This is a genomic window from Cellulomonas telluris, assembly GCF_004886325.1.
In the GTDB taxonomy this organism is placed as follows: Bacteria; Actinomycetota; Actinomycetes; order Actinomycetales; family Cellulomonadaceae; genus Cellulomonas; species Cellulomonas telluris.
On the sequence record NZ_QXFN01000002.1, the window covers coordinates 59,737 to 82,751 of the forward strand.

Annotated in this window: 22 protein-coding genes; 9 read left to right on the forward strand and 13 right to left on the reverse strand. The window is 75.4% G+C overall.

What is annotated here, in order from left to right; translation table 11 throughout:
- The first annotated feature begins 57 nt into the window (after positions 1 to 57).
- On the forward strand, positions 58 to 702 hold the full coding sequence (locus FB586_RS05625; protein ID WP_136518372.1) for a UdgX family uracil-DNA binding protein: 645 nt from the start codon (positions 58 to 60) through the stop codon (positions 700 to 702).
- Positions 703 to 796: 94 nt separating this feature from the next.
- A complete protein-coding gene (locus FB586_RS05630) occupies positions 797 to 1,498 on the forward strand; it encodes a DedA family protein (protein WP_136518373.1) in 702 nt (233 codons plus the stop codon).
- Between the two features lie 13 nt (positions 1,499 to 1,511).
- Here FB586_RS05630 and FB586_RS05635 read toward each other — a convergent pair whose 3' ends face one another.
- The 10 genes from FB586_RS05635 to FB586_RS05680 all read right to left on the reverse strand — a co-directional run bounded on the left by FB586_RS05635 (position 1,512) and on the right by FB586_RS05680 (position 11,359).
- Positions 1,512 to 2,054, reverse strand: coding sequence for a hypothetical protein (locus FB586_RS05635; protein WP_187697846.1), 543 nt, complete (start codon positions 2,052 to 2,054; stop codon positions 1,512 to 1,514).
- A gap of 5 nt (positions 2,055 to 2,059) precedes the next feature.
- Positions 2,060 to 2,851, reverse strand: a complete 792-nt coding sequence (locus tag FB586_RS05640; protein ID WP_136518374.1) for an exodeoxyribonuclease III — start codon at positions 2,849 to 2,851, stop codon at positions 2,060 to 2,062.
- A 76-nt stretch (positions 2,852 to 2,927) separates the two neighbouring features.
- On the reverse strand, positions 2,928 to 3,752 hold the full coding sequence (locus tag FB586_RS05645; RefSeq protein WP_136518375.1) for an SDR family oxidoreductase: 825 nt from the start codon (positions 3,750 to 3,752) through the stop codon (positions 2,928 to 2,930).
- Entirely contained in the window at positions 3,749 to 4,003 is a 255-nt protein-coding gene (locus tag FB586_RS05650; protein WP_136518376.1) for a hypothetical protein, read from the reverse strand. The genes FB586_RS05645 and FB586_RS05650 overlap by 4 nt, the downstream gene beginning before the upstream one ends.
- An 82-nt stretch (positions 4,004 to 4,085) precedes the next feature.
- Positions 4,086 to 4,268 carry an Rv0909 family putative TA system antitoxin gene (locus tag FB586_RS05655; RefSeq protein ID WP_136518377.1) on the reverse strand — a complete coding sequence of 61 codons (183 nt, stop codon included), beginning with the start codon at positions 4,266 to 4,268 and terminating at the stop codon, positions 4,086 to 4,088.
- Between the two features lie 109 nt (positions 4,269 to 4,377).
- Complete coding sequence (locus FB586_RS05660) at positions 4,378 to 4,701, reverse strand: type II toxin -antitoxin system TacA 1-like antitoxin (RefSeq protein ID WP_136518378.1); 324 nt, start codon at positions 4,699 to 4,701, stop codon at positions 4,378 to 4,380.
- Between the two features lie 453 nt (positions 4,702 to 5,154).
- The gene (locus FB586_RS05665; protein WP_136518379.1) at positions 5,155 to 6,885 is read right to left on the reverse strand and encodes a hypothetical protein; all 1,731 of its coding nucleotides are present in this window, start codon (positions 6,883 to 6,885) and stop codon (positions 5,155 to 5,157) included.
- Between the two features lie 196 nt (positions 6,886 to 7,081).
- The gene (gene glpK, locus FB586_RS05670; RefSeq protein WP_136518380.1) at positions 7,082 to 8,602 is read right to left on the reverse strand and encodes a glycerol kinase GlpK; all 1,521 of its coding nucleotides are present in this window, start codon (positions 8,600 to 8,602) and stop codon (positions 7,082 to 7,084) included.
- Positions 8,603 to 8,652: 50 nt separating this feature from the next.
- Positions 8,653 to 9,378 carry an MIP/aquaporin family protein gene (locus FB586_RS05675; protein WP_136518905.1) on the reverse strand — a complete coding sequence of 242 codons (726 nt, stop codon included), beginning with the start codon at positions 9,376 to 9,378 and terminating at the stop codon, positions 8,653 to 8,655.
- A 166-nt stretch (positions 9,379 to 9,544) separates the two neighbouring features.
- On the reverse strand, positions 9,545 to 11,359 hold the full coding sequence (locus FB586_RS05680; protein ID WP_136518381.1) for a glycerol-3-phosphate dehydrogenase/oxidase: 1,815 nt from the start codon (positions 11,357 to 11,359) through the stop codon (positions 9,545 to 9,547).
- A 183-nt stretch (positions 11,360 to 11,542) separates the two neighbouring features.
- Here FB586_RS05680 and FB586_RS05685 point away from each other — a divergent pair, with 183 nt between their 5' ends.
- Both FB586_RS05685 and FB586_RS05690 read left to right on the forward strand, forming a co-directional pair.
- The gene (locus FB586_RS05685; RefSeq protein ID WP_136518382.1) at positions 11,543 to 12,529 is read left to right on the forward strand and encodes a sugar-binding transcriptional regulator; all 987 of its coding nucleotides are present in this window, start codon (positions 11,543 to 11,545) and stop codon (positions 12,527 to 12,529) included.
- Positions 12,530 to 12,584: 55 nt separating this feature from the next.
- Positions 12,585 to 13,106 carry an amino-acid N-acetyltransferase gene (locus FB586_RS05690; protein WP_136518383.1) on the forward strand — a complete coding sequence of 174 codons (522 nt, stop codon included), beginning with the start codon at positions 12,585 to 12,587 and terminating at the stop codon, positions 13,104 to 13,106.
- Positions 13,107 to 13,128: 22 nt separating this feature from the next.
- On the opposite strand, the gene FB586_RS05695 is transcribed toward FB586_RS05690, so the two are convergent.
- Positions 13,129 to 14,040, reverse strand: a complete 912-nt coding sequence (locus FB586_RS05695; protein ID WP_246036544.1) for an iron-sulfur binding domain-containing protein — start codon at positions 14,038 to 14,040, stop codon at positions 13,129 to 13,131.
- Between the two features lie 198 nt (positions 14,041 to 14,238).
- Here FB586_RS05695 and FB586_RS05700 point away from each other — a divergent pair, with 198 nt between their 5' ends.
- Positions 14,239 to 14,859 (forward strand): hypothetical protein, encoded by a 621-nt coding sequence (locus FB586_RS05700; protein WP_136518384.1) that lies wholly within the window; start codon positions 14,239 to 14,241, stop codon positions 14,857 to 14,859.
- Between the two features lie 3 nt (positions 14,860 to 14,862).
- Here the strand turns inward: FB586_RS05700 and disA are convergent, their stop codons facing one another.
- Together disA and radA are read right to left on the reverse strand one after the other, a co-directional pair.
- On the reverse strand, positions 14,863 to 15,939 hold the full coding sequence (gene disA, locus FB586_RS05705) for a DNA integrity scanning diadenylate cyclase DisA (RefSeq protein ID WP_136518385.1): 1,077 nt from the start codon (positions 15,937 to 15,939) through the stop codon (positions 14,863 to 14,865).
- A gap of 44 nt (positions 15,940 to 15,983) precedes the next feature.
- Positions 15,984 to 17,414, reverse strand: coding sequence for a DNA repair protein RadA (radA, locus tag FB586_RS05710; RefSeq protein WP_168800469.1), 1,431 nt, complete (start codon positions 17,412 to 17,414; stop codon positions 15,984 to 15,986).
- A gap of 163 nt (positions 17,415 to 17,577) precedes the next feature.
- Between radA and FB586_RS05715 the strand changes: the two genes are divergently transcribed.
- The 4 genes from FB586_RS05715 to topA all read left to right on the forward strand — a co-directional run bounded on the left by FB586_RS05715 (position 17,578) and on the right by topA (position 22,950).
- Positions 17,578 to 18,303 (forward strand): hypothetical protein, encoded by a 726-nt coding sequence (locus tag FB586_RS05715; protein ID WP_136518387.1) that lies wholly within the window; start codon positions 17,578 to 17,580, stop codon positions 18,301 to 18,303.
- A gap of 43 nt (positions 18,304 to 18,346) precedes the next feature.
- On the forward strand, positions 18,347 to 19,024 hold the full coding sequence (locus FB586_RS05720; protein WP_136518388.1) for a histidine phosphatase family protein: 678 nt from the start codon (positions 18,347 to 18,349) through the stop codon (positions 19,022 to 19,024).
- Positions 19,025 to 19,159: 135 nt separating this feature from the next.
- Complete coding sequence (locus tag FB586_RS05725) at positions 19,160 to 20,131, forward strand: phosphatase PAP2 family protein (RefSeq protein WP_136518389.1); 972 nt, start codon at positions 19,160 to 19,162, stop codon at positions 20,129 to 20,131.
- Positions 20,132 to 20,211: 80 nt separating this feature from the next.
- Positions 20,212 to 22,950: a type I DNA topoisomerase gene (gene topA / locus FB586_RS05730; protein ID WP_136518390.1), complete on the forward strand. Its 2,739-nt coding sequence runs from the start codon at positions 20,212 to 20,214 to the stop codon at positions 22,948 to 22,950.
- Positions 22,951 to 23,015 lie beyond the last annotated feature (65 nt).

Genomic DNA, 23,015 nt, shown 5'->3' on the forward strand with positions numbered 1-23,015 from the left:
ACCGGGCCGGGCCCCGCTCGCCGCGCGCGCGGGGCCCGGCCTCGGCAGCCTGGGGGCATGGCGACGACGGACGACGTGGAGCGGCCGGGCGCGCAGCACTGGGTGCCCGAGGGCGGCGACGTGGACGCGCTGCGGGACGCCGCACCGGCGTGCCGCGGCTGCGAGCTGTGGGCGCCGGCGACGCAGGTCGTGTTCTCCGAGGGGCCCGCGGACGCGGCCGTGATGCTCGTCGGCGAGCAGCCCGGGGACAAGGAGGACCTGGCGGGGGAGCCGTTCGTCGGACCCGCCGGGCGCGTGCTGCACGAGGCGCTCGCCGCCGCGGGGCTGGACCCCGAGCAGGTGTACGTGACGAACGCGGTCAAGCACTTCCGGTTCGAGCAGCGCGGCAAGCGGCGCCTCCACCGGACGCCGCTGGTCACGCACCTGCGCGCGTGCGTGCCGTGGCTCGAGGCCGAGCTCGCGGCCGTGCGGCCCCGCGTCGTCGTGGCGCTCGGGGCGACGGCCGCGCGCGGTGTCCTCGGCCGCACCGTCGCCGTCGGCAAGGAGCGCGGGCAGGTCCTCGACGCCGGGGGGCGCGCCGTCGTCGTCACCGCCCACCCGTCCTCGGTGCTGCGGCTGCGTGAGCGGATCGAGCGGGAGGCCGCCACGGCGGCGATCGTCGACGACCTGCGCGTCGCGGCGCACGTCGTCGCCACCGGCTGAGCGCGTCCGCGGGGCCACGCCGTCGACAGCGCCCTCCCGATCCGGGGGAGATCCCACGGGCGGACGCCCGGGGCTGCATGGCAGCATCGTCGCGATGTCTCCCCACGCCGCCCTCGCCGCCGTCCCGCCCCCCGTGCTCGCCGCGTCCGGCGGTGCCGAGCTGACCGGCCTGGCCGGCTGGGTGGTGAGCGTGATCGAGTCGATGGGGCCGCTGGGCGTCGGGCTGCTCGTCGCGCTGGAGAACCTGTTCCCGCCGATCCCGTCCGAGGTGATCCTCCCGGTCGCGGGCTACGTCGCGTCCCAGGGCGACATGCCGCTCGGGTGGGCGGTCGCCGCGGCCGTCATCGGTGCGGTCGTCGGTGCCTGGGTGCTCTACGGGCTCGGGTACTGGGTGGGCCGCGACCGCATCCGGCGCTGGATGCAGAAGATCCCGCTCATGGAGGCGTCCGACCTCGACAAGGCGGAGGGCTGGTTCGAGCGGCACGGCGGTGCGGCCGTGCTGATCGGCCGGTGCGTGCCGGTCGTGCGCAGCCTCATCTCGATCCCGGCGGGTGTCGAGCGCATGCCGTTCTGGAAGTTCACGCTGTTCACGCTGCTGGGGTCGACGGTGTGGAACGGTGGCCTCGTGCTCGCGGGCTTCCTGCTCGGCGAGCAGTGGGAGGACGTGGGCCGGTACAGCGACTGGCTCAACTACGCGGTGTACGCGGCGATCGTCCTCGTCGTCGGCAAGTTCGTCTGGGACCGCACCGGCGTCCGCGGCGAGCGCCGCCGGCAGGCCGGTGAGGGGCACCTCTGACGTACCGGGTCCGTCAGCCCTCCGGCGGCACGGCGAGGCACAGACCCTCGCGGTCGCCGTCGCGCCAGCCCTCCTCCGTCGGGGCCCACGTCACGACACGCACCCCGGCGGCCGTCTCCTCGTCGCTGAGCGTGCAGGACCGCGCGACGCGGGCGTGCGCACCCTCCTGACCGGGCCACACCGCGTCCTGCGCGAACGCGTACTGCCCGATGACCTGCGCGGCGTGCTCGTCCGCGCACGGCACCACCCGGACGCGCTCGACCGGCCCGTCCGGCGGCAGCTCGGCCAGGCAGGAGCCGGTGACGAGCTGGACCGCCCAGGCCTCGACCGGCGCGGTCACGTCGGCGGGCAGCGGCTGCTCCCGGGCGGTCCGCACCCGGTCGGCGACGAGCACCCCCCCGCCGGCGACCACGGCCGCGGCGACGACGGCCGCCCCGACGACGAGCGGCACGCGGCTGCGCCGTCGCGGTGCGACGTCCCAGCCGTCCGCGTAGTACGTGGGCGGGTTCGGGTCCTCGATCGGGCCGTCGAGGTCGTCCGGGCGGTCGGCGGCCACGTGCCTCAGTCCGCGATCTCGAGGACCACGGGCACGTGGTCCGACGGCTGCTTGCCCTTGCGCTCGTCCCGCACGAACGTCACGTCGGTGACCCGGGCCGCGAGCGCCGGGGTGGTGATCGCGTGGTCGATCCGCATGCCCTCGTTCCGGGGGAAGCGCAGCTGCTGGTAGTCCCAGTACGTGTACGTGTGCTCGGCGGGCACGTGCGTGCGCGTCACCTCGGTCCACCCGGCCTCGGCGAACGCGCGGAAGGCGTCGCGCTCGGCCGGCGTCACGTGCGTGCGGCCGGCGAAGCGCTCGATGTCCCACACGTCGGTGTCGAGCGGGGCGATGTTCCAGTCGCCCACGAGCGCGGTCTGCGCGGCCGGGTCGTCGACGAGCCACTTCTGCGCCGCGTCGCGCAGGGCCGCGAGCCACTCGAGCTTGTACGTGTAGTGCGGGTCGCCGATCTCGCGGCCGTTCGGCACGTACAGGCTCCACACCCGCACCCCGCCGCAGGTCGCGCCGAGCGCGCGCGCCTCGATGACGGGCGGGTCGCCCCACGCGGGCTGCCCGGGGAACCCGGTCTCGACGTCGGCGATCCCCACGCGGGACACGATGGCCACGCCGTTCCACTGCGAGTACCCGTGCGTGACGACCTCGTACCCGAGGGCCTCGAACGGCTCCCGTGGGAACGCCTCGTCCTTGACCTTCGTCTCCTGCAGCGCGAGCACGTCGACGCCCGACCGCTCGAGGAAGGCCACGGCCCGCTCGCACCGCGCCCGCACCGAGTTGATGTTCCAGGAAGCCACCCGCACGGGACGGAACGCTACCGGCGCCGGGTGACAGCCCCGGCGCCGGCAGCGGTCGCCCGGCCGCTGCCGGCGCGAGCCGTCAGGGACGGCGCCAGTCGTCCGACGTCATGTGCGAGCCCGCCATCGGGCCCATCCGCAGCATCCCGCCGTCGACCGGCCAGGACGCCCCGGTGACGTACCCCGCCTCGGGCCCGCACAGGAAGCGCACGACGGCGGCGATCTCGCGCGCGTCACCCGGACGCGCCACGGGGATGCCGGGCCGGTGCTTGCCCTCCAGGGGCGTCTCGTCCTCCTGGCCGGTCATGGGGGTCGCGATCTCGCCGGGCGCGACGGCGTTGACGGTGATGCCGTGCTCGGCGAGCTCGAGCGCCGCGACCTGCACGAGCAGCCCGAGGCCGCCCTTGGCGGCGCAGTACGCGCCGGACCCGACGCGCGGCGCGTGCTCGTGCACGCTCGTGATCGCGACGACCCGTCCGCCGGTGCCCTGCTCGACCATGTGCCGCGCCGCGGCCTGCAGGCAGACGAACGCGCCGTCGAGGTCGACCGACAGCACGTGCCGCCAGTCCTCGAACGTCGTGTCCAGCAGCAGCGTCGACGTGCCCGTGCCCGCGTTGAGCACCGCCGCGTCGATCCCGCCCATCGCCCGGATCGCCTCGTCCACGACGGGCGCGGCGGCCTGCGGGTCGCCGAGGTCGAGGTGCACCACGTGCGCCTGCGCGCCGGCGGCCTCGACCTCCTGCGCGGTCGCGCGCGCCCCGTCCTCGTCCTCGTGCCACGTGATCGTCACGTGCTCGGCGCCGTCGGCGAGGGCGACCGCGGTGGCCTTGCCGATGCCCGAGTCCGAGCCGGTGACGAGGACGCGCCGCGGGCGCCCGCCCTCGGTCGCGTCGGGCTGCGCGCTCACGCGTCACCGACCGACTGGTCCGGCGCCATCTCGGGGTCGTCGCCCTGCTGGTCGCGCCGGCCGCCGCCCTCGGGCGGGATCGGGGCGCCCGAGCGGTCGAACGTCGTGTCGTCGCCCTTGGGGCCCTGCGGGTCCTCCGCCGCGCCGTCGGTGTCGTCCAGCTCGGCGGCCAGCGTCGAGCCCGGTCCGGCCCCCTCGGTCTCCGCCGGGTCCTGCTCCGTCGCGCCCGTCCCCGTCACGTCCCTGCTCATGCCGCTCCTTCTCGTCCGTGCCGTCCTGGTGCCACCGCGGCCCGGGCGGGGCGGGCGTCGCGCCCGGCCCCGCCCGGCCGGCTCACTGGTCGCCGATCTTCTTGTCCGCGGCCGACTGCGCCTTGTCGAGCTGCTCGTCGTGCTTGCCGCCGGTCGCCGACGACGCGGCGTCGGAGCCCTTCTCGAGCGCGGCGTCGCTCGCCTGCTCGCCCTTCTCGCCCTGCATCGCGTCGGACGCCTTGCCCTTGAGGTCGTCGATGCCCATGCGTGTCACCCCTCGTGGTTCGTCGGTCGGTGCCGTTCCATGCTGCGGCCCTCCCGCCGGGGCCGCACCCGCACCCGGCATCCGCGTCGGCCGTGCCGGTGCGCACGCCTCAGCCCTCGCCCCGGTCGAGCGCCGCGAGCCGGTCGGGGTGCTGCTCGTGGGCGAGGACGAGGGCGGCGAGCCCGGGGTCCTCGGGGAGCCGGGGGTCGCGGACGTACCGCAGGGGTTCCGCGGCGATGGCCGCGGCCTGCACCCGCATCGCCTGGTCCCGCGTCACGACCTCGCGTGCCCGCTCGAGCGCGGGCGCGAGCACGAACGACGTGAGGTCCTGCTCCTGCAGCGCCGCCGCCTTCCGCAGCAGCGCGAGCCCGTCCTCGGTCAGCCGCATGTGCAGCCGCGCCGTGCGCAGCGGGATCACCTCGCCCCAGACCATGGGCGCGCACGCTACGAGCCCCGTGTGGCCACCCGCTCGGGCCCTCCACAGCGGCGCCCGCGAGCCGTCCACAGAGATGCCGCGAGCCGTCCGCAGCGGCGGGTGGGCGAGGGGAGCGCGGAGGTCGCCGCCGCGGCGTGCCGGCGCCCCGGGGGGACGTCGTCTCGCGCAGCGTGCGCACGGTGTGCGTACGGGGTGCGTACGCGTGCGGACGAGGTACCTCCTCTGCTGCGACGACACCAGCGGCGGGTGGGCGAGGGGAGCGCGGAGGTCGTCGCCGCGGCGCGCCGGCGCCCCGAGGGGACGTCCTCTCGAGGTCGTGCGCACGGTGTGCGTACGGGTGCGGGAGAGGTACCTCTCCCGCCGGGACGACCGCGCGTCGCGCCGCGGGCGCACCGGAGGCCCGGCAGGGGGATCGGCGTCCCTGCCGGGCCGGTCCGGTGGCGCACGGGGTCACGGGGCCCGTCGCGGCTCCACGGAGCGGGTGGTGAGCGTGAGGCCGCCGCGCTCGCCGCGGTCGCTGGTGTGCACGGCCGAGACCGCGAGCGGCACGTCCGAGATCACGTCCAGGGTGGCGACCAGCAGCCCGTCGACCCGGCCGACGACCTCCCGCAGGGCGCAGCAGTCGTCCATCGTCGCCTGGTGGGGGCCCAGCTCGATCCGGGCGAAGAGGCGGCCGTCCTGGACGTCGGGCTCGCGCCCGATCACCTCCCCCTCGACCACGAGCAGGGCGAGGTGCTTCTCGATCGTGGCCGTGCAGGTGGTCGGGTTGGTGATCGTCACGGTGGTCGCGTACCGGCCGGGCACGACCGGGTGGCAGTCCTCCCGGTCCTCCTTCTCGACGCCGCACAGCATCTCGACGACGTAGTGGTACCGGCAGGGCGGGACGGTCACGCGGACGCTCTTCGCCGCGACCACGACGCCGTCGGCGACCACGTCGAGCGTGCCGGTGAACACCTGCTCGCGCTCGAGGCACGCCCGCACGCCGAGCCACGTCACCTCGAACTGCAGGACGTGCTCCTCGTCTCCCGGCAGCGGGCCGTACGCCGGCGGCGTGATCGACTCGACGAACACCGCCGCGTCCCCGGTGGGGACGAGCGAGACGGAACCGGTCGACGCGACGGCCGCGGCGACGAGGTCGCCGAGCGTGGTCGCGATCGTGTCGGTGTCGATGCCGCTGGTGTGCGTGCCGCCGGTGGCCGCCGTGATGCGGGTCGCCTGCCCCGGCGTGCCCCCCGCCGCGCAGGTGCCGTAGTCGGAGGACCCGAGCGTCGGGTCGCCGTCGAGCGCGTCCGGGGCGCCGGACATCGTGCTGACGGCGACGACCGTGATGCCGGCAGCCTGCAGCGCGGCCGTGACGGACGCCTCGGTGACCGCCGACGGCAGCCCGGAGAGCTCGGGGCAGATCGGGTCGTGCCCGGGGGCGTCGCCGAACCACACGACGATGCGCCGGCTGTCGGCCCGCCACCCGATGCCCGGGTCGACCGCGAGCCGGTCGAGCGCGAAGAGCTGTCCCTCGGGCAGGTCGAAGCCCTCGTCCGCAGCCCACGCCGCGATCGCGGTGTCCGCGTCGGCGTGCACGGTCGTCGGCGCGAGCTGGTGCGCGAACGCGTAGGAGCTGAACCCCGCGCCCACGGGGAAGTCGCGGTAGTTGCCGATGCCCCACGCGACGTCGAACCCCGCGAGGCCGGGGTGGTTGAGGATGCCGCTCGCGCCGGCCTGCACGGCGGCGAGGATGCCGGCCATGCTGCCCGTGGTGTCGGCGAGCAGGTACACGTCCGCCTTCGGCGTCGCGCCCGTGGGCGGGATCGTGACCGTGACGGTCTCGACGGCGCGCTGACAGCGGTCGAGCCGCCAGTCGTTGGTACGGGGCTCGATGCGCACGGGCTCGCGCCGCACGTCCGGGCGGATGTGCCCGGGCGTCAGGTCCGGCACGAAGAGGCGTCGCCCGGCGAGCCGCTCGACCTCCTCGACGGGCCGGATGTCGCCGGCGTCGGTGAAGGTCAGCCGGCGCACCACGTTCGGTGCGCCGGGGGCGGCTGCGTCGACGACCCGGACGGCCTCCCCGGAGGGCAGGCGCGCCTCGGTCGCGGCGAGGAGGGTGACGTCGGTGCTGCCGAGGTCGGCGGCGAGGCGCGCACGCACCTCGTCGGGGACGCGGTCGGTCGGGAACGGCTGTGGCATGGCGGTGCCCCTGGTGCTCGTGTCGGGAGGTGCCGATCCGCCCGGTCCGTCCAGGTACCTCTGGTGGTGAGGGGCGTGCGCGTCACGCGGTGATACACCGCCGCCCGGGCACGGCGAGGGCCGGGCGCCTCCCCGCACCCGGCCCTCGCCACCCGGTGGTCGCGGCGTCCCCTCTCGACGCCGCGCTCACCCGTCCTCAGCGCACGTCGTCGTCGACCCAGTCGAACGTGCGGGTGACCGCCTTCTTCCAGAGGCGGTACTGGCGGTCGCGCTCGTCGACGTCCATGGACGGCTCCCAGCGCTTGTCCTCGGCCCAGTTGTCCACGACGTCCTGCTCGCCGGACCAGAAGCCCACGGCGATGCCCGCGGCGTACGCGGCGCCGAGCGCGGTCGTCTCGGCGACCTGGGGCCGGATCACCGGCACGCCGAGGATGTCCGCCTGGAACTGCATGAGCGCGTCGTTCGCGACCATGCCGCCGTCGACCTTGAGCTCGGTGAGGTCGACGCCGGAGTCGGCGTTCATGGCGTCCAGCACCTCGCGCGTCTGGAAGGCCGTCGCCTCCAGGGCGGCGCGGGCGATGTGCCCCTTGTTCACGTACCGCGTCAGGCCGACCAGCGCACCGCGTGCGTCGGAGCGCCAGTACGGCGCGAACAGGCCCGAGAACGCCGGCACGAAGTACGCGCCGCCGTTGTCCTCGACCGTCGAGGCGAGCCGCTCGATCTCCGGCGCGGACGAGATGATGCCCAGGTTGTCGCGCAGCCACTGCACGAGCGACCCCGTCACGGCGATCGACCCCTCGAGCGCGTACACCGCGTCCCGGTCGCCGATCTTGTACGCGACGGTGGTCAGCAGGCCGTTCTTGCTCGGCACCGGCTGCGTGCCGGTGTTGATGAGCATGAAGTTGCCGGTGCCGTACGTGTTCTTCGCGTTGCCGACGTCGAAGCACGCCTGGCCGAACGTCGCGGCCTGCTGGTCGCCGAGGATGCCCGCGATCGGCACGCCCGGCACCATGCCGCCCTGGCGACCGGTCCCGTACACCTCGGACGACGAGCGGATCTCCGGCAGCATCGAGACGGGGATCCCCATCTCGGCGGCGATCTCCTCGTTCCAGGTGAGCGAGTCGACGTTCATGAGCATCGTGCGCGACGCGTTCGTCACGTCCGTGACGTGCACGCCGCCGTCGGTGCCGCCCGTCATGTTCCACAGCAGCCACGCGTCGGTGTTGCCGAACGCGAGTCGGCCCGCCTCCGCCTTCTCGCGAGCGCCCTCGACGTTGTCGAGGATCCAGCGGATCTTCGGGCCGGAGAAGTACGTGGCCAGCGGCAGGCCGACGCGGTCCTTGTACCGCTCGGCACCCCCGCCGAGCGCGGCCAGCTCGTCGCAGATCTTCTGCGTGCGGGTGTCCTGCCAGACGATCGCGTTGTGCACCGGCTCGCCGGTCTCGCGGTCCCACACGACCGCGGTCTCGCGCTGGTTCGTGATGCCCACCGCGGCGATGTCGCGGTAGGTGAGGTTCGCGCGGGTGAGCGCGAGGGCGACGACCTCGCGCGTGTTCGTCCAGATCTCCGCCGCGTCGTGCTCGACCCACCCGGCCCTCGGGAAGATCTGCTCGTGCTCCTTCTGGCCGCTCGAGACGATCTGGCCGGAGTGGTCGAAGACGATGGCGCGCGTGCTCGTCGTGCCCTGGTCGATCGCGATGACGTACTGCTCGGACATGCGGGGTCCCTCCTGAGGGGCGTCGTCGGGGAGTCGGTGGGCGGGCTGCGTCAGCCGATGTAGGCCTGCGCGAGCAGGCCGGCGAGGACGCCACCGACCAGGGGGCCGGCGACCGGCACCCACGCGTAGGACCAGTCGCTGCTGCCCTTGCCGCGGATCGGCAGCACGGCGTGCGCGATGCGCGGGCCGAGGTCACGGGCCGGGTTGATGGCGTAGCCCGTGGGGCCGCCGAGGCTGGCGCCGATGCCGACCACGAGGAGCGCCACGGCCAGCGGGCCGAGCTCGGACGGCGTGCTGCCGAACGCCAGGACGATGAACACGAGCACGAACGTGCCGAGGACCTCGGTGACGAAGTTCCACGAGTACGACCGCAGCTCGGGGCCGGTGGAGAACACGCCCAGCTTCACCGCCGGGTCCGCGTCCATGTCGAAGTGCTTCTTGTACGCGAGGAAGGCGAGCGTGGCGCCGAGGAACGCGCCGATCAGCTGCGCCACGACGTACAGCAGGGCGTTCCCGGCGTTCGCCTCGACCCCCGGCGCGAACTCGTCGGCCCCGCTGGTCCACAGGCCGACCGTCACCGCCGGGTTCAGGTGGGCGCCCGACTTGAACGCCGCGAAGACGCCCGCGAACACCGCGAGGCCCCACCCGAAGTTGATCAGCAGCCAGCCCCCGCCGAAGCCCTTCGTGCGCGGCAGGATCACGTTCGCGACCACACCGGCACCGAGCAGGAGGAGCATCCCCGTCCCGATGATCTCGGAGACGAACGCCTCCGCCATCGTGTACTCGACTGTCTCCACTGGCAGACCTCTCTCTGTGACGTCGTTGTCGCGTGCGGGTCACGCCCTGCGGCGTGGCCCGGGCCGTGCGTGCGGCGGTGCCGCGGGTGGTGCTGGTGCCCGCCTGCCGGGGGACGGGCGGTGCCCGCTCCCCGGCAGCGGGACGTCAGGTGCCGTATGGCGCGGCGGTGCCCCGTCCGGACGGGGAGCCCGGCTTCGTGCCCGGGTCGACCTCGCCGCCGACCGGCAGGAGCGGCGTGATGTCCTCCGCGGCGAGCCGCACGCGCTCGGCGGACTCGTCGTCCGCCTCGGCGGCGGCAGCGTCCTCCGCCGCCGCGCGCGCCCGGTACGCCGCGATCTCGCGCTCGCGGGTCGCGTCGTCCCAGCCGAGGACGGGACCGATGAGGTCGGCGATCTCCTCCAGCGCGCCGACACCCTTGTCCGCCTGCTCGTAGTTGAGCCGTGTGCGGTGCATGAGCACGTCGTCGAGGTGCAGCGCGCCCTCGTGCGTGACCGCGTACAGGACCTCCGCACCGATGTACGCCGGGGCGTTGCGCAGCGGCTCCGCCAGCTCGGGACGCTCGTCGATCATGTCGGTGAGCTCGTGCAGCAGGGACCCGTACCGGTGCAGCAGGTGGTCCATGCGCGGGCGGTCCCAGCCGTAGCGGGCGGCGATCGCGCGCGCCTGGCGCTGCACGACGCGCAGCCCCTCCGCGCCGACGAGCGGCACGTCGTCCGTGATCGACGGCAGCGTCGTGGCGCGCGAGCCGATCGCGAAGTCGACGGCGTCCTTCGCCATGACCCGGTAGGTGGTGAGCTTGCCGCCCGCGATGACGGTCAGGCCGGGGGTGGGGGACGCGACGGTGTGCTCGCGCGACACCTTCGCCGACGACGTGCCCTCCTTCGTCCCCGGCTGCAGCAGCGGACGCAGGCCGGCCCACGTGCCGATGACGTCCTCGCGCGAGATCGGCCGCGCGAGCACCTGGTTGGCGTGCTCGATCACGTAGTCGATGTCGGCGCTCGTCGCGACGGGGTGCGTGAGGTCCTGCTCGTACGGGGTGTCCGTCGTGCCGATCACCCAGTAGCGGGACCACGGGATGATGAACAGGACCGACTTCTCGGTCTGCAGGATCAGCCCCGTGTTGCCCTCGATGCGCTTGCGCGGCACCACGATGTGGATGCCCTTCGACGCGAGCACGCGCAGGCCGCCCTCGGTCTCGGCGAGGGCCTCGGTCTTCTCCGTCCACACGCCGGTGGCGTTGATGACGTTGCGCGCCCGGACGTCGAAGTGCTCGCCCGTCTCCAGGTCGACCAGCTCGGCGCCCGTGACCGCGCCGCCGCTGGTGGTGTGCAGGCGCACGAGCTGGGTGCGCGAGGCGGCGTGCGCCCCGTACGAGACGGCCGTGCGCACCAGCGTCTCGACCAGGCGCGCGTCGTCGACGCTCGCGTCCCAGTACCGGACCGCGCCGACCGCGGCGTCGTGCCGCAGGTCGGGGAACAGGCGCTCCATGCCCTTGCGCGTCAGGTGCCGGTGGATCGGCATCGCGCGGCGGCGTCCTCCCGAGACGGACGCGAGGGTGTCGTACAGCGCGACGCCCGCGCCCACGTACGCCCGCTCCCAGACGCGGTTCTCCAGCGGGTACAGGAAGCTCACGGGCTTCACGAGGTGCGGGGCCAGGCGCGTGATGAGCAGGTCGCGCTCGGTCAGCGCCTCGCGCACGAGGTGGAAGTCCAGCATCTGCAGGTAGCGCAGGCCGCCGTGGACGAGCTTGCTCGAGCGGCTCGACGTGCCGCTCGCCCAGTCCTGGGCCTCCACGATGCCCGTGGACAGGCCGCGCGTGACCGCGTCGAGCGCGATGCCCGCACCGGTCACGCCGCCGCCGATCACCAGCACGTCGAGCTCGCCGTCCCGCTCGTCGGTGCGCCGCAGCGCGTCGAGGGCGTCCTGCCGTGCCTGCACCGTCAGGGGTGCGGTTCTCATGTGCGGGTCCTCCCCGGAGCCGTCGCGCGGCGTCGGTCGTTCGTCGGCTCCCAGCGCGAGCGGCCCCCTCGCTCGCCGGTTTCGTCGCGGCTATCGTCATCACGTCCAGAACGGACGCGCAACCGGACTGCACGAACGTGCAGCGGTTGACCCGCACATGACGCACGCAGGGGGCGGTGCTGGATGTACGTGGAGCGGGAGCAGGACGTGCTGCGCGCAGCGTCGATGTACTACCTGCAGGACCTCAAGATGGAGGTCATCGCCCGGCACCTGGGCACGTCCCGGTCGACCGTGTCGCGGCTCATCAAGCGCGCCCGCGAGACCGGGCTGGTGGAGATCACGCTGCGCCCCGCGAGCACCCGTGCACCGGGGCTCGGCCGGTCGATCGCGTCGACGTTCGGCATCGAGACGTACGTCGTCCCCGTGCCGGACTCCGCCGGGACGGTCGAGCGCCTCGACCAGGTCGCGATGACGGCCGCCCGCCTGCTCGCGTCGTGGTTCGACTCGGACATGGTCATGGGCGTCGCCTGGGGCACGACCATCGCGGCCGTGTCCCGCTACCTCGCGCCCAAGCCCACGCGCGGGTCGGCGGTCGTGCAGCTCAACGGCGCGGCGAACATGCGCACGTCCGGCGTCGAGTACGCGAGCGACCTCATCTCCTCCTTCGGGTCCGCGTTCGGCGCGGCCGTCCACCACTTCTCCGTGCCCGCGTTCTTCGACTACCCCGACACCAAGGCCGCCATGTGGCGCGAGCGCTCCGTGCGCCGGGTGCTCGACATGCAACGACGTGCGGACATCGCCGTCTTCTCCGCCGGCGCCGTCGCCGGCGCGGTGCCGTCCCACGTGTACTCCGCCGGGTACCTCGACGACTCCGACGTGCGGCTCCTGCACGACGAGGGCGTCGTCGGCGACGTCTGCACCGTGTTCCTGCGCGCCGACGGGTCCTGGCAGGACGTCTCCCTGAACGAACGTGCGACCGGCCCCAGCCCGGACGAGCTGCAGCGCATCCCGCGGCGCGTGTGCGTCGTCGCGGGGGACAACAAGGTGGCCCCGCTGCTCGCGGCGCTGCGCGCGAGGGTCGTGACCGACCTCGTCGTCGACGAGGTCACCGCCACGGCGCTCGTCGACGCGGTCACGGCCCGGCACGGCGGGCGCGCCCGGCGCGGCTGACCCGCCGCGTGGACGCGCGCGCGGACGGGGCCGCACGCGTGCGTAGGTTGGGTGCGTGAGCACCCCCGAGGTCGTCGTCCGGCCCGCGCTGCCCGCGGACGTGCGGGCCATCCGCGCGCTGGTCGAGCCCTACGCGGCGCAGCGGATCCTCCTCGCCAAGGAGTGGGTCGGCTACTACGAGTCCGTGCAGGAGTTCGTCGTGGCCGAGGCCGGCGACGAGGTCGTCGGCTGCGGTGCGTTGCACGTCATGTGGGAGGACCTCGCGGAGATCCGCACCCTCGCGGTGGACGAGCGCTGGCGCGGCCGCGCGGTCGGCCACGCGCTGCTCGACACGCTCGTGGACCGCGCTCGGGGGCTCGGCCTGCGGCGCGTGTTCTGCCTGACGTTCGAGGTCGACTTCTTCCGCCGGCACGGGTTCCGCGCCATCGACGGGACGCCCGTCGCGCAGGAGGTCTACGCCGAGCTGCTGCGCTCGCACGACGACGGCGTCGCCGAGTTCCTCGACCTCGCGCGCGTGAAGCCGAACACCCTGGGCAACACCCGCATGCTGCTCGACCTGGAGCCGGGCGCCGGGTGAGGCGGCCGCCGCCCCGCCGCGGTCAGTGCGGCAGGCGGTACGTCGGCGGGTCGTCCACCGACGCCGGCTCCACCCGGACCACGAGCCCGTCCGCGACCAGCGCGTCGAGGCAGCGCGCGAGCTGGGGTGCGTCGGGCCACACCGCGTCGACCGCGCTCGCGCGCGCGGGACCGAGCGCCTCGCGCAGCAGCGCCATGACGCGCCCGCGCACCTGGCGGTCGGTGCCCGCGAAACCCTGCGTCCGGCGACGGTGCGCGTGCACGTCGTCCGGCCGCCCGACGGCCACCCACCGGCACACGTCGCGCACGGGGCACGCGTCGCAGCGCGGCGAGCGGGCCGTGCAGACCAGGGCACCGAGCTCCATCGACGCCGCCGCCCAGCGCGCGGCCGTCGCGTCGTCGTCCGGGACGTAGGACGCCGCGATCCGGGTCTCGGCCACCGTCTGCGTGGGCGCCGGCAGCGCCTCACCCGCCACCGTGCGGGCCAGCACCCGACGCACGTTGGTGTCGAGGACGACCGACCGCCGCCCGAACGCGAAGGCCAGCACGGCCGCCGCCGTGTACGCGCCGACCCCCGGCAGCGCGCGCAGCAGCGCCTCGTCCGCGGGCAGCTCCCCGTCGTGGCGCTCGACGACCGCGCGGGCGCACTCCTGCAGCCGCAGCGCCCGCCGGGGGTACCCGAGCCGGTCCCACGCCCGCAGCACGTCGCCCGTCGGTGCCGCCGCCAGCTCGGCGGGGCCGGGCCAGCGCGCCATCCAGGCGCGCCACGCCGGCTCCACGCGCACGACCGGCGTCTGCTGCAGCATCACCTCGCTCACCAGGACGCCCCACGGCGTGCGGTCCGGCGCCCGCCACGGCAGGTCGCGCGCGTGCCGGTCGAACCACGCGAGCACCGGTGCGCGCAGGTCCTCGGGGGCGGGGGCGGGGGCGTGCACGCGGCCATGCTCCGGCACGGCGCCGCGCCGCCCCAAACCGCGCCCGCGGACCGCGCCGCGCGCCGCCCGACGGGGCGCGGGCCGACCCGCCGACACGTCCGGGCGACACGGGCGCGTCGGGCGGGCGTCACCCGTCCGGCCTCGTACCGTGGGGGCGAGGCGCGGCGACCCGCGGCCGGACCGCACGGAGGACCACCCATGACCGACCGGAACGTCCCTCGACGCCTGCCCGCCCGCGTCTACTGGGTGCGCAGGTTCGTCGTCCTGGGGCTGCCGCTGCTGCTGGTCGTGCTGCTCGTGTGGTGGCTCACCGGCCGGGGCGGCGACGACGCCCGCGCCGCCGCGCCGTCCGCGTCGCCGACGGCCGGTCAGGAGGCGCCCGCGGCCGCGCCGACGACCCCCGCGGCGCAGGCGGCCGACGGGCTGCCGCCCGAGTGCGCGCCCGAGCAGCTCGGTCTCGCCGTCTCCCCCGGCGGCGAGACGTTCACCGACGGCGCGGAGCCGACCTTCGAGGTGAGCATCGAGAACACCGGCACCGAGCCGTGCCTGGTCGACGCCGGCGACGCGAGCCGGGAGGTCCTGGTCACGTCCGGCTCCGACCGGGTCTGGTCGAGCCGCGACTGCCTGCCGGCGGAGGTGCCGGAGCGCACGCTGCTGCTGGCCGGCGGCCAGGCGGACGTCACGCAGCTCGCCTGGCCGCGCGTGCGGTCCGCCGAGGGCTGCCCCGACGGTCTGCCGGCGCCCGGGGACGGGACCTACTCCGCGACGGTCACGGTCGGCGGTGCGACGTCCCCGGCGGCCGTGTTCGGCCTCGGCTGAGCGTCAGACGTAGCGCTCGAGGATGCTCGACTCCGCGAGCCGGGACAGGCCCTCGCGGATCGAGCGGGCTCGCTGCTCGCCGACGCCGTCCACGGCCATGAGGTCCTCGATCGTCGCCGCGAGGAGCTTCTGCAGGCCGCCGAAGTGCGCGACGAGCCGGTCGACCACGGGCGCGGGGAGCCGCGGCACCTTCGACAGCAGGCGGTGACCGCGCGGGCCGACGGCGGCGTCGAGCGCCTCGCCGCCGCCGGGCAGGCCGAGCACGCGGCCGATCTGCGCGATGTCGATCAGGTCGGTCGAGCCGAGCTCCGCGAGCTCGTCGAGGACCGACTCCACCGAGCGCCGGCTGGTGTCGACGTAGTCGCGGATGACCAGCTCGCGCTCGGTGCCCACCCCGCCGACCAGCTCGTCGAGCTGGAGCGTCAGCAGGCGGCCGTCGCTGCCGAGCTCGACGACGTACCCGGCGATCTCGTCCGCGATGCGGCGCACCATCTCGAGACGCTGGACGACGGCGGACACGTCGCGGACCGTGACGAGGTCCTCGATCTCGAGGGCCGAGAGGGTGCCGCTCACCTCGTCGAGGCGAGCCTTGTACCGCTCGAGCGTCGCGAGGGCCTGGTTCGCGCGCGACAGGATCGCGGTGGAGTCCTCGAGCACGTGCCGGGAGCTACCCACCCAGAGGGCGATGATGTGCATCGACGCCGACACGGAGATGACCGGCAGGCCGGTCTGCTTCGCGACGCGCTCGGCCGTGCGGTGCCGGGTCCCGGACTCGCTGGTCTCGATGCCCGGGTCGGGCAGCAGCTGGACGGCGGCGCGCACGATGCGCCCGCGCTCGGGGTCGATGACGACGGCGCCGTCCATCTTGGCGAGCTCGCGCAGCCGCGTGGCGGAGAACTCGACGTCGAGCACGAAGCCGCCCGAGCAGAGCTGCTCGACCGTCTGGTCCATGCCGAGGACGATCAGTGCGCCGGTCCGCCCGCGCAGGATGCGCTCGAGACCGTCGCGCAGCTCCGAGCCCGGGGCGACGGCGGCGAGCGTGGACCGGAGCAGGTCCTCCTGCGGGGTCTGGTGGGGCACGGCGGAATCGTATCGGGGGCGCGGCGCGAGGGCTCGGACGGCGCTCACGCGTCGCGTGCCGGGGCGTCGCCGTCGGTCGGCGCGAGACCCGCGAGGACGGCCGCGGCGAGGTCCGCGACCTCGAGGACGCGCAGCCCCTCGGGCACCGCCACCTCGCCCAGCGTGCCGAGCGGCACGACCGCCCGCGCGCAGCCGAGCCGTGCCGCCTCGGCGAGCCGGCGGCCCACGCCCGACACGGGGCGGATCTCGCCCGCGAGCCCGACCTCGCCGACCGCCACCAGTCCGGGGTGCACCGGGACGTTCTCGCGGGCGCTGACGGCGGCCAGCGCGAGCGCCAGGTCGGCGGCGGGCTCGACCACGCGCGCCCCGCCCACCGTCGACAGGTACACGTCCTGGTCCGCGAGCCGCGCGCCGAGCCGGCGCTGCAGGACCGCGAGGACCATCGCGAGCCGGCTGCCGTCGACCCCGCTCGTCGTCCGGCGCGGGTTGGGCACGACGCTCGGGGCGACGAGTGCCTGCACCTCCGCCGCCAGGGGGCGGCGTCCCTCGAGCGTGACGGTCAGGCACGTACCCGGCACGTCGGTCGCCAGCCGGGACGTGAACAGCCCCGACGGGTCGGCGAGGCCGACGATCCCGTGCTCGGACAGGTCGAAGCAGCCGACCTCGTCGGTGGGTCCGAACCGGTTCTTCGTCGCCCGCAGCAGGCGCAGGCGCGCGTGCCGGTCGCCCTCGAACTGGCAGACCACGTCCACCAGGTGCTCCAAGGTGCGCGGACCCGCGACGGAGCCGTCCTTGGTCACGTGGCCGACGAGCACGACGGGCATGCCGCGGGACTTCGCCGCCGCGATGAGCGCGCCCGTCACCTCGCGCACCTGAGCCACCCCGCCCGCGGTGCCCTCGACCTGCGCCGACGCCACCGTCTGCACCGAGTCGAGCACGAGCAGCTCGGGGTCGACCTGCTCGACGTGCCCGAGGACCGTGGCGAGGTCGGTCTCGTCGGCGAGCAGCAGGTGGGGGTCGAGCGCGCGGATGCGGCCCGCACGCAGCCGCACCTGCGCCGCCGACTCCTCACCCGTGACGTACAGGACGCGCCGGCCGCTGCGGGCCGTGCGGGCGGCGACGTCGAGCAGCAGCGTCGACTTGCCCACGCCCGGCTCGCCCGCGAGCAGCACGACGGCCCCCGGCACGAGCCCGCCGCCGAGGACGCGGTCGAGCTCGGCCACGCCGGTCGGCCGGGCCGCGGCCGCCTCGACGTCGATCTCGTGGATCGGGCGCGCGGGGTTGCGGGCGGGCGACACCGCGACGGTGCGGGGAGCGCCGCCGCCCGGGCCCACGTCCTCCGCGACCGTGCCCCAGGCCTGGCACTCGCCGCAGCGGCCCACCCACTTGGACGTGCCCCAGCCGCACTCCGAGCAGCGGAAGGCGGGTCGGGCGTCGGCGGCGCGGTCGGCGCGTCGGGTGGTCGCGGGGCTCACCGGAGGCACGCTACGGCGCGCCACCGACACCCGGTCGCCGGTGACCGGCGCCCCCGGAGCGCCCCGCCGCTCACGGGCCCCTGCCCGGGCGCGGCCGGGTGCGTCGGTAGGCTGCCGGGGGCTCGGCGCGCGCCGGGCAGCGACACGAGGGGGAGCCCGCCCGATGAGCGACACCGGACGTCCCGGACCGACCGGCCCCGGGGACCAGCCGAGCCGGCCGGCCTGGGCGCAGCACGCGCCGTCGTCGCCCGCGGAGCCGCCCGCGGACGGGCCGTCCGACCGCCGCCGCCCCCGGTGGCTCCTGCCCGTGGCGGTCGGCGTGGCGGTGCTCGTCGTGGCGGGTGTCGTGACGGGCGTGCTCCTCTCGCGCGACGGCGAGCGGACCCCGGCGGCCACCGCGTCCACGGTCCTGCTGCCGTCCCCGACGCCCACCGTGGCACCGTCGCCGCGCGCCGCGACGACGGCGTTCGCGTCCGCCCTGCCGGCGTCGGTGCTGCAGTACGCGCTGGCCACCTCCGAGGAGGACGCCGAGGCGGTCGGGGCCGGTGCGCTCGAGGCGTGGACGGAGACCTACACCGACGGCGGCGACGGCACCCTGACGGTGCGCGCCGCACAGTTCGAGACCCCGGAGGAGGCGGCCGCGTACGCCGCGTCCCTCGTCGGTGCGCTGCCCACCGCGGCACCGAGCCCGTCCGCCACGTCGCAGGACGGGCCCGCGCTGCCCGCCACCGGCGAGGTGCAGGCCGACGGCGCCGCCGTCGGGTCCTACACGATCGCGGACGCGGGCGACGGCACCGGTGTCGCGGTGTGGCAGAACGGCACGGCCGTGCTGCGGCTGACGGCACCCGTGGGGGACGTCGCCGACGCGTACGCCGCCTTCCCGCTCTGACGTCCCCCGGGGACGGCACGCCCCGCCGGGGCAGGATGGGCGCGTGCGCCTCCTCCTCGTCCGGCACGGCCAGACGTCCTCGAACGTCGGGCACCACCTCGACACCGCCGAGCCCGGCGCGGACCTGACGCCCCTCGGCCGCCGCCAGGCCGAGGCGCTCGTGCCGGCGCTGGCCGGCCGCGGGGTCGACGCCCTGTACGCCTCGACGCTCGTGCGCACGCAGCAGACCGCGGCGCCGCTGGCCGCCGCGCTGGGCCTCGACGTGCGCGTGCGCGCCGGGCTGCGCGAGGTCGCCGCGGGCGAGCTCGAGATGGCCTCGGACCACGCCTCCGTCATGGCCTACCTCCGGGCGGTCCTGCGGTGGGGGACCGGCGACCTCGCCGCCCGCGTGCCGGGCGGCGAGGACGGCACGCAGGCGCTCGGCCGCTTCGACGAGGTCGTCGAGGAGGTGGCGGCGGCGGGCGAGACCGTCGTGGTCGTCAGCCACGGCGCGATCATCCGCGCGTGGGTCGCCGCCCGCTGCCCGGACGTCGGCCCCGAGGCCGCGGCCACCAACGAGCTGTCCAACACGGGCGCGGTGACGCTCGACGGCGGACCCGGCCGGTGGCGGCTGGAGGAGTGGCACACGGGGGCGCTCGGCGGCGTGGACGACCTCGCGGACGACGGCGCGGCCGCGGACACCGTGCCGCCCGCCGCCGTGCGGGGGCCGCGCGCCCGCTGACCGCCGGGCCGGCACGGCCCGGACGCGAGGACGACGTGCGCGGCCCGGGCGGTCCGTGTGAGGAGTCGGGGCGGTGCGTGCACGTGCACCCGGTCGTCGCCCGGACGGGCGCACGCGTGTCCTACGGTGTGCTCCGTGCACGAGCGCCCGTCCGTCCCGCCCGGCCGGGCTGCGGCGCCCGCCGCGGCCCCCGCCACCCACCGGCCCCGCAGGCGCGCCACCGTCGCCCTCTGGTCCGCCGTCGTGGCGGTCGCGTCCGCGCTCGCGGTGGGGGTGCTGGCGCGCCTCTTCGTCGAGACCTGGGCGGGGCAGCGCGTCGAGGACGCCGCCCTCGACGGGGCACGGTTCGGGCAGGGACGGCTGTGGACCGTCGCCGAGCCGGTGCTCGACGTCGTGTCCGTCGGGTTCGTCGCGGCCGTGCTGCTCGCCGCGGTGCTCATCGCCGTCGTGCGGCGGCGCTGGTCGCTGGCGGTGCAGGTCGCGGTGCTGGTCGGGGGCGCGAACCTCACGACCCAGGCGGTCAAGCGGCTGATGGACCGCCCCGACCTCGGCGTGGGCGCCGACTACGGCAACACGCTGCCGAGCGGGCACACCACCGTGGCGGCGTCGGTCTCGGCCGCGCTGCTGCTCGTCGTCCCGCCGCGGGCCCGCCCGGCGGTGGCCGTGGTCGGCGCCGCGTACACCGCGGCCACGGGCGTCTCGACGCTCGTCGGGCAGTGGCACCGCCCCTCGGACGTGGTGGCGGCGGCGTTCGTCGTGCTCGCGTGGGCCGCGGTCGTGTGCGGTGCGATGGCGCTGGCCCCGGCGCCGTCGACGACGACCGCCGCGCTGGCGCGGGTCGAGGGCGGCGACCGCTGGTGGCGGCGCACCCGCGGGACGGCCGTGACGCTCGTCGTGGTCGCGGTCGGTACGGGCACGTTCGCCGCGGTGCTGCTCGGACGGACCTGGGCGGGGCGCGGCGGCGTGCCCAGCGGGCGTGCCGAGCTCGCCGCGTACGCGGGCGGCGTGACGGCCGTCGTCGCCGCGTCGTGCCTGACCTTCGCGGCGATGCTCGTCCTGCGGCACGCCGCGGGGTCGCGGGACGAGACGGCCGCCGCACGCGCTTGACGCAGGCACGTAGAGTCCCCGGGGTAACCCACCCCCTCCACCCCTCTCGCCCCACCCGTACGGCACGGAAGGCCGGTCAGATGTCAGCAGGGCGCAAGCTCGTCATCGTCGAGTCACCCGCGAAGGCACGCACCATCGCCGGGTACCTCGGCGAGGGCTACGACGTCGAGGCGTCCGTCGGCCACATCCGCGACCTGCCGCAGCCGTCGGAGCTGCCGGCGGAGATGAAGAAGGGCCCGTACGGGAAGTTCGCGGTCGACGTGGAGCACGGGTTCCAGCCGTACTACGTCGTCGACGCGGACAAGAAGAAGAAGGTCGCCGAGCTCAAGAAGCTCCTCAAGGAGTCCGACGAGCTCTACCTCGCCACCGACGAGGACCGCGAGGGGGAGGCCATCGCCTGGCACCTGCTCGCGGAGCTCAAGCCCAAGGTGCCGGTCAAGCGGATGGTCTTCCACGAGATCACGCGCGAGGCGATCACGCGGGCCCTGCAGAACACGCGCGAGCTCGACGAGCGGCTCGTCGACGCGCAGGAGACGCGGCGCATCCTCGACCGGCTGTACGGCTACGAGGTCAGCCCGGTGCTGTGGCGCAAGGTCCGCCAGGGGCTGTCGGCGGGGCGCGTGCAGTCCGTCGCCACCCGGCTCGTCGTCGAGCGCGAGCGCGAGCGCATGGCGTTCGTCGCCGCCGACTACTGGGACGTCGTCGGGACGTTCGCCGTGCAGGACGCCGGGGAGCCCCGGTTCAGCGCCCGCCTCACCGGCGTGGGCGGGCAGCGGGTGGCCAGCGGGCGCGACTTCGACGACCGCGGGCAGCTGCGCACGCGGGACGCCGTCGCGCTCGACGAGGAGCGGGCGCACGCGCTCGTCGCCGGGCTCGCCGACGCGGACTTCACCGTCCGCTCGCTCGAGACCAAGCCGTACACGCGCCGCCCGGCCGCCCCGTTCACCACGTCGACGCTCCAGCAGGAGGCGTCCCGCAAGCTGCGGATGAGCTCGCGGCAGACGATGCGCACGGCGCAGTCGCTGTACGAGAACGGCTACATCACCTACATGCGGACCGACTCGCCGACGCTGTCGACGCAGGCGGTGGACGCCGCGCGCCGGCAGGCCGCCGAGCTGTACGGCGCCGAGTACGTGCCGGACGCGCCGCGCGTGTACGCCTCGAAGGCCAAGGGCGCGCAGGAGGCGCACGAGGCCATCCGCCCCGCCGGCGACCACTTCCGCACGCCGGCGCAGGTCGCGAAGCAGCTCTCGGGCGACCAGTTCCGCCTGTACGAGCTGATCTGGAAGCGCACGGTCGCGTCGCAGATGGCGGACGCGCGCGGACAGACCGCGTCGGTGCGCCTCGCGGCGACCGCCGCGCCGGCCGGCGCCGAGCCGGTCGAGACCCTGTTCTCCGCGTCCGGCACGGTCATCACGTTCCGCGGGTTCCTCGCCGCGTACGAGGAGGGGCGCGACGTCGGCCGCTACGACGACGCCGAGGCGTCCGAGGACGGCGCACGCCCCGAGAAGGACGCCCGCCTGCCGCGCATGGCGGAGGGCGACCCGCTGACCGCGAGCGACCTCGCCGCCGACGGGCACCGCACGTCCCCGCCGCCGCGCTACACCGAGGCGTCGCTGGTCAAGGCGCTCGAGGAGCGCGGGATCGGCCGGCCGTCGACGTACGCCGCGACGATCGGCGTCATCCAGGACCGCGGGTACGTGACGAACCGTGGCCAGGCGCTCGTGCCGTCGTGGCTCGCGTTCGCCGTGACGCGGCTGCTCGAGGAGAACTTCGACCGGCTCGTGGACTACTCGTTCACCGCCGAGATGGAGGAGGACCTCGACGCGATCGCCGCCGGGCAGAAGGACCGCGTCGACTGGTTGACGGAGTTCTACTTCGGCGACCGGTCGGACTCCCCGGAGCGCGGCGGCCTGCGCGGCATCCTGGAGAACCTCGGCGACATCGACGCGCGCGACGTCAACTCGATCGACATCGGCGACGGCGTCGTCCTGCGCGTGGGGCGCTACGGCCCGTACCTCGAGGTGCCCGGTGACGGCCCCGACGACGAGCCGCGCCGCGCGTCCGTCCCCGACGACCTCGCGCCCGACGAGCTCACGCCGGCCAAGGCGCGCGAGCTGCTGGAGACGCAGCCGGACGGCGACCAGGTGCTCGGCACGGACCCGTCCACCGGCACGCAGATCGTGGCGCGCAACGGCCGCTACGGCCCGTACGTCACCGAGGTGCTGCCGGAGCCCGAGCTCGACCCGAACCTGTCCGCGGCCGCCCGCAAGAAGGCGCTCGCCGCGCAGCCGAAGCCGCGGACGGCGTCGCTGTTCAAGTCGATGTCGCTGGCCACGGTGACGCTCGAGGACGCGCTGAGGCTCATGTCGCTGCCGCGCGTGGTCGGCGTCGACCCGGAGTCGGGCGCGGAGATCACCGCCCAGAACGGGCGGTACGGGCCGTACCTGAAGAAGGGCACCGACTCGCGGACCCTCGCGTCGGAGGAGCAGCTCTTCACGGTCACGCTCGAGGAGGCGCTCGCGATCTACGCGCAGCCCAAGCGTGGCCGCGGGCAGACCGCCACGCCGCCCCTGCGCGAGCTGGGCACCGACCCGACGAGCGGCAAGCCGATCGTCGTCAAGGACGGCCGCTTCGGCGCGTACGTCACCGACGGCGAGACGAACCGCACCCTGCCCAAGGACGTGACGCCCGAGTCGATCACGCCCGAGCAGGCCGTCGAGCTGCTCGCGGAGAAGCGGGCGGCCGGCCCCGCGAAGAAGCGCACCACCGCCCGCAAGACCACCACGACGCGCAAGAAGGCGGCGACGAAGGGCTGACGCCGCCCGCTCCGCACCCGCCGACGGGCGGGCACCGCACGCCGGTGCCCGCCCGTCCGCGTCTC

Bases quoted from the DNA above. Each gene is read 5' to 3' on its own strand.
- FB586_RS05625 (WP_136518372.1), top strand. From the start codon at position 58: ATGGCGACGACGGACGACGTGGAGCGGCCGGGCGCGCAGCACTGGGTG.
- FB586_RS05630 (WP_136518373.1), top strand. From the start codon at position 797: ATGTCTCCCCACGCCGCCCTCGCCGCCGTCCCGCCCCCCGTGCTCGCC.
- FB586_RS05650 (WP_136518376.1), bottom strand. From the start codon at position 4,003: ATGAGCAGGGACGTGACGGGGACGGGCGCGACGGAGCAGGACCCGGCG.
- FB586_RS05655 (WP_136518377.1), bottom strand. From the start codon at position 4,268: ATGGGCATCGACGACCTCAAGGGCAAGGCGTCCGACGCGATGCAGGGC.
- FB586_RS05660 (WP_136518378.1), bottom strand. From the start codon at position 4,701: ATGGTCTGGGGCGAGGTGATCCCGCTGCGCACGGCGCGGCTGCACATG.
- FB586_RS05665 (WP_136518379.1), bottom strand. From the start codon at position 6,885: ATGCCACAGCCGTTCCCGACCGACCGCGTCCCCGACGAGGTGCGTGCG.
- glpK (WP_136518380.1), bottom strand. From the start codon at position 8,602: ATGTCCGAGCAGTACGTCATCGCGATCGACCAGGGCACGACGAGCACG.
- FB586_RS05675 (WP_136518905.1), bottom strand. From the start codon at position 9,378: ATGGCGGAGGCGTTCGTCTCCGAGATCATCGGGACGGGGATGCTCCTC.
- FB586_RS05680 (WP_136518381.1), bottom strand. From the start codon at position 11,359: ATGAGAACCGCACCCCTGACGGTGCAGGCACGGCAGGACGCCCTCGAC.
- FB586_RS05685 (WP_136518382.1), top strand. From the start codon at position 11,543: ATGTACGTGGAGCGGGAGCAGGACGTGCTGCGCGCAGCGTCGATGTAC.
- FB586_RS05700 (WP_136518384.1), top strand. From the start codon at position 14,239: ATGACCGACCGGAACGTCCCTCGACGCCTGCCCGCCCGCGTCTACTGG.
- FB586_RS05715 (WP_136518387.1), top strand. From the start codon at position 17,578: ATGAGCGACACCGGACGTCCCGGACCGACCGGCCCCGGGGACCAGCCG.
- topA (WP_136518390.1), top strand. From the start codon at position 20,212: ATGTCAGCAGGGCGCAAGCTCGTCATCGTCGAGTCACCCGCGAAGGCA.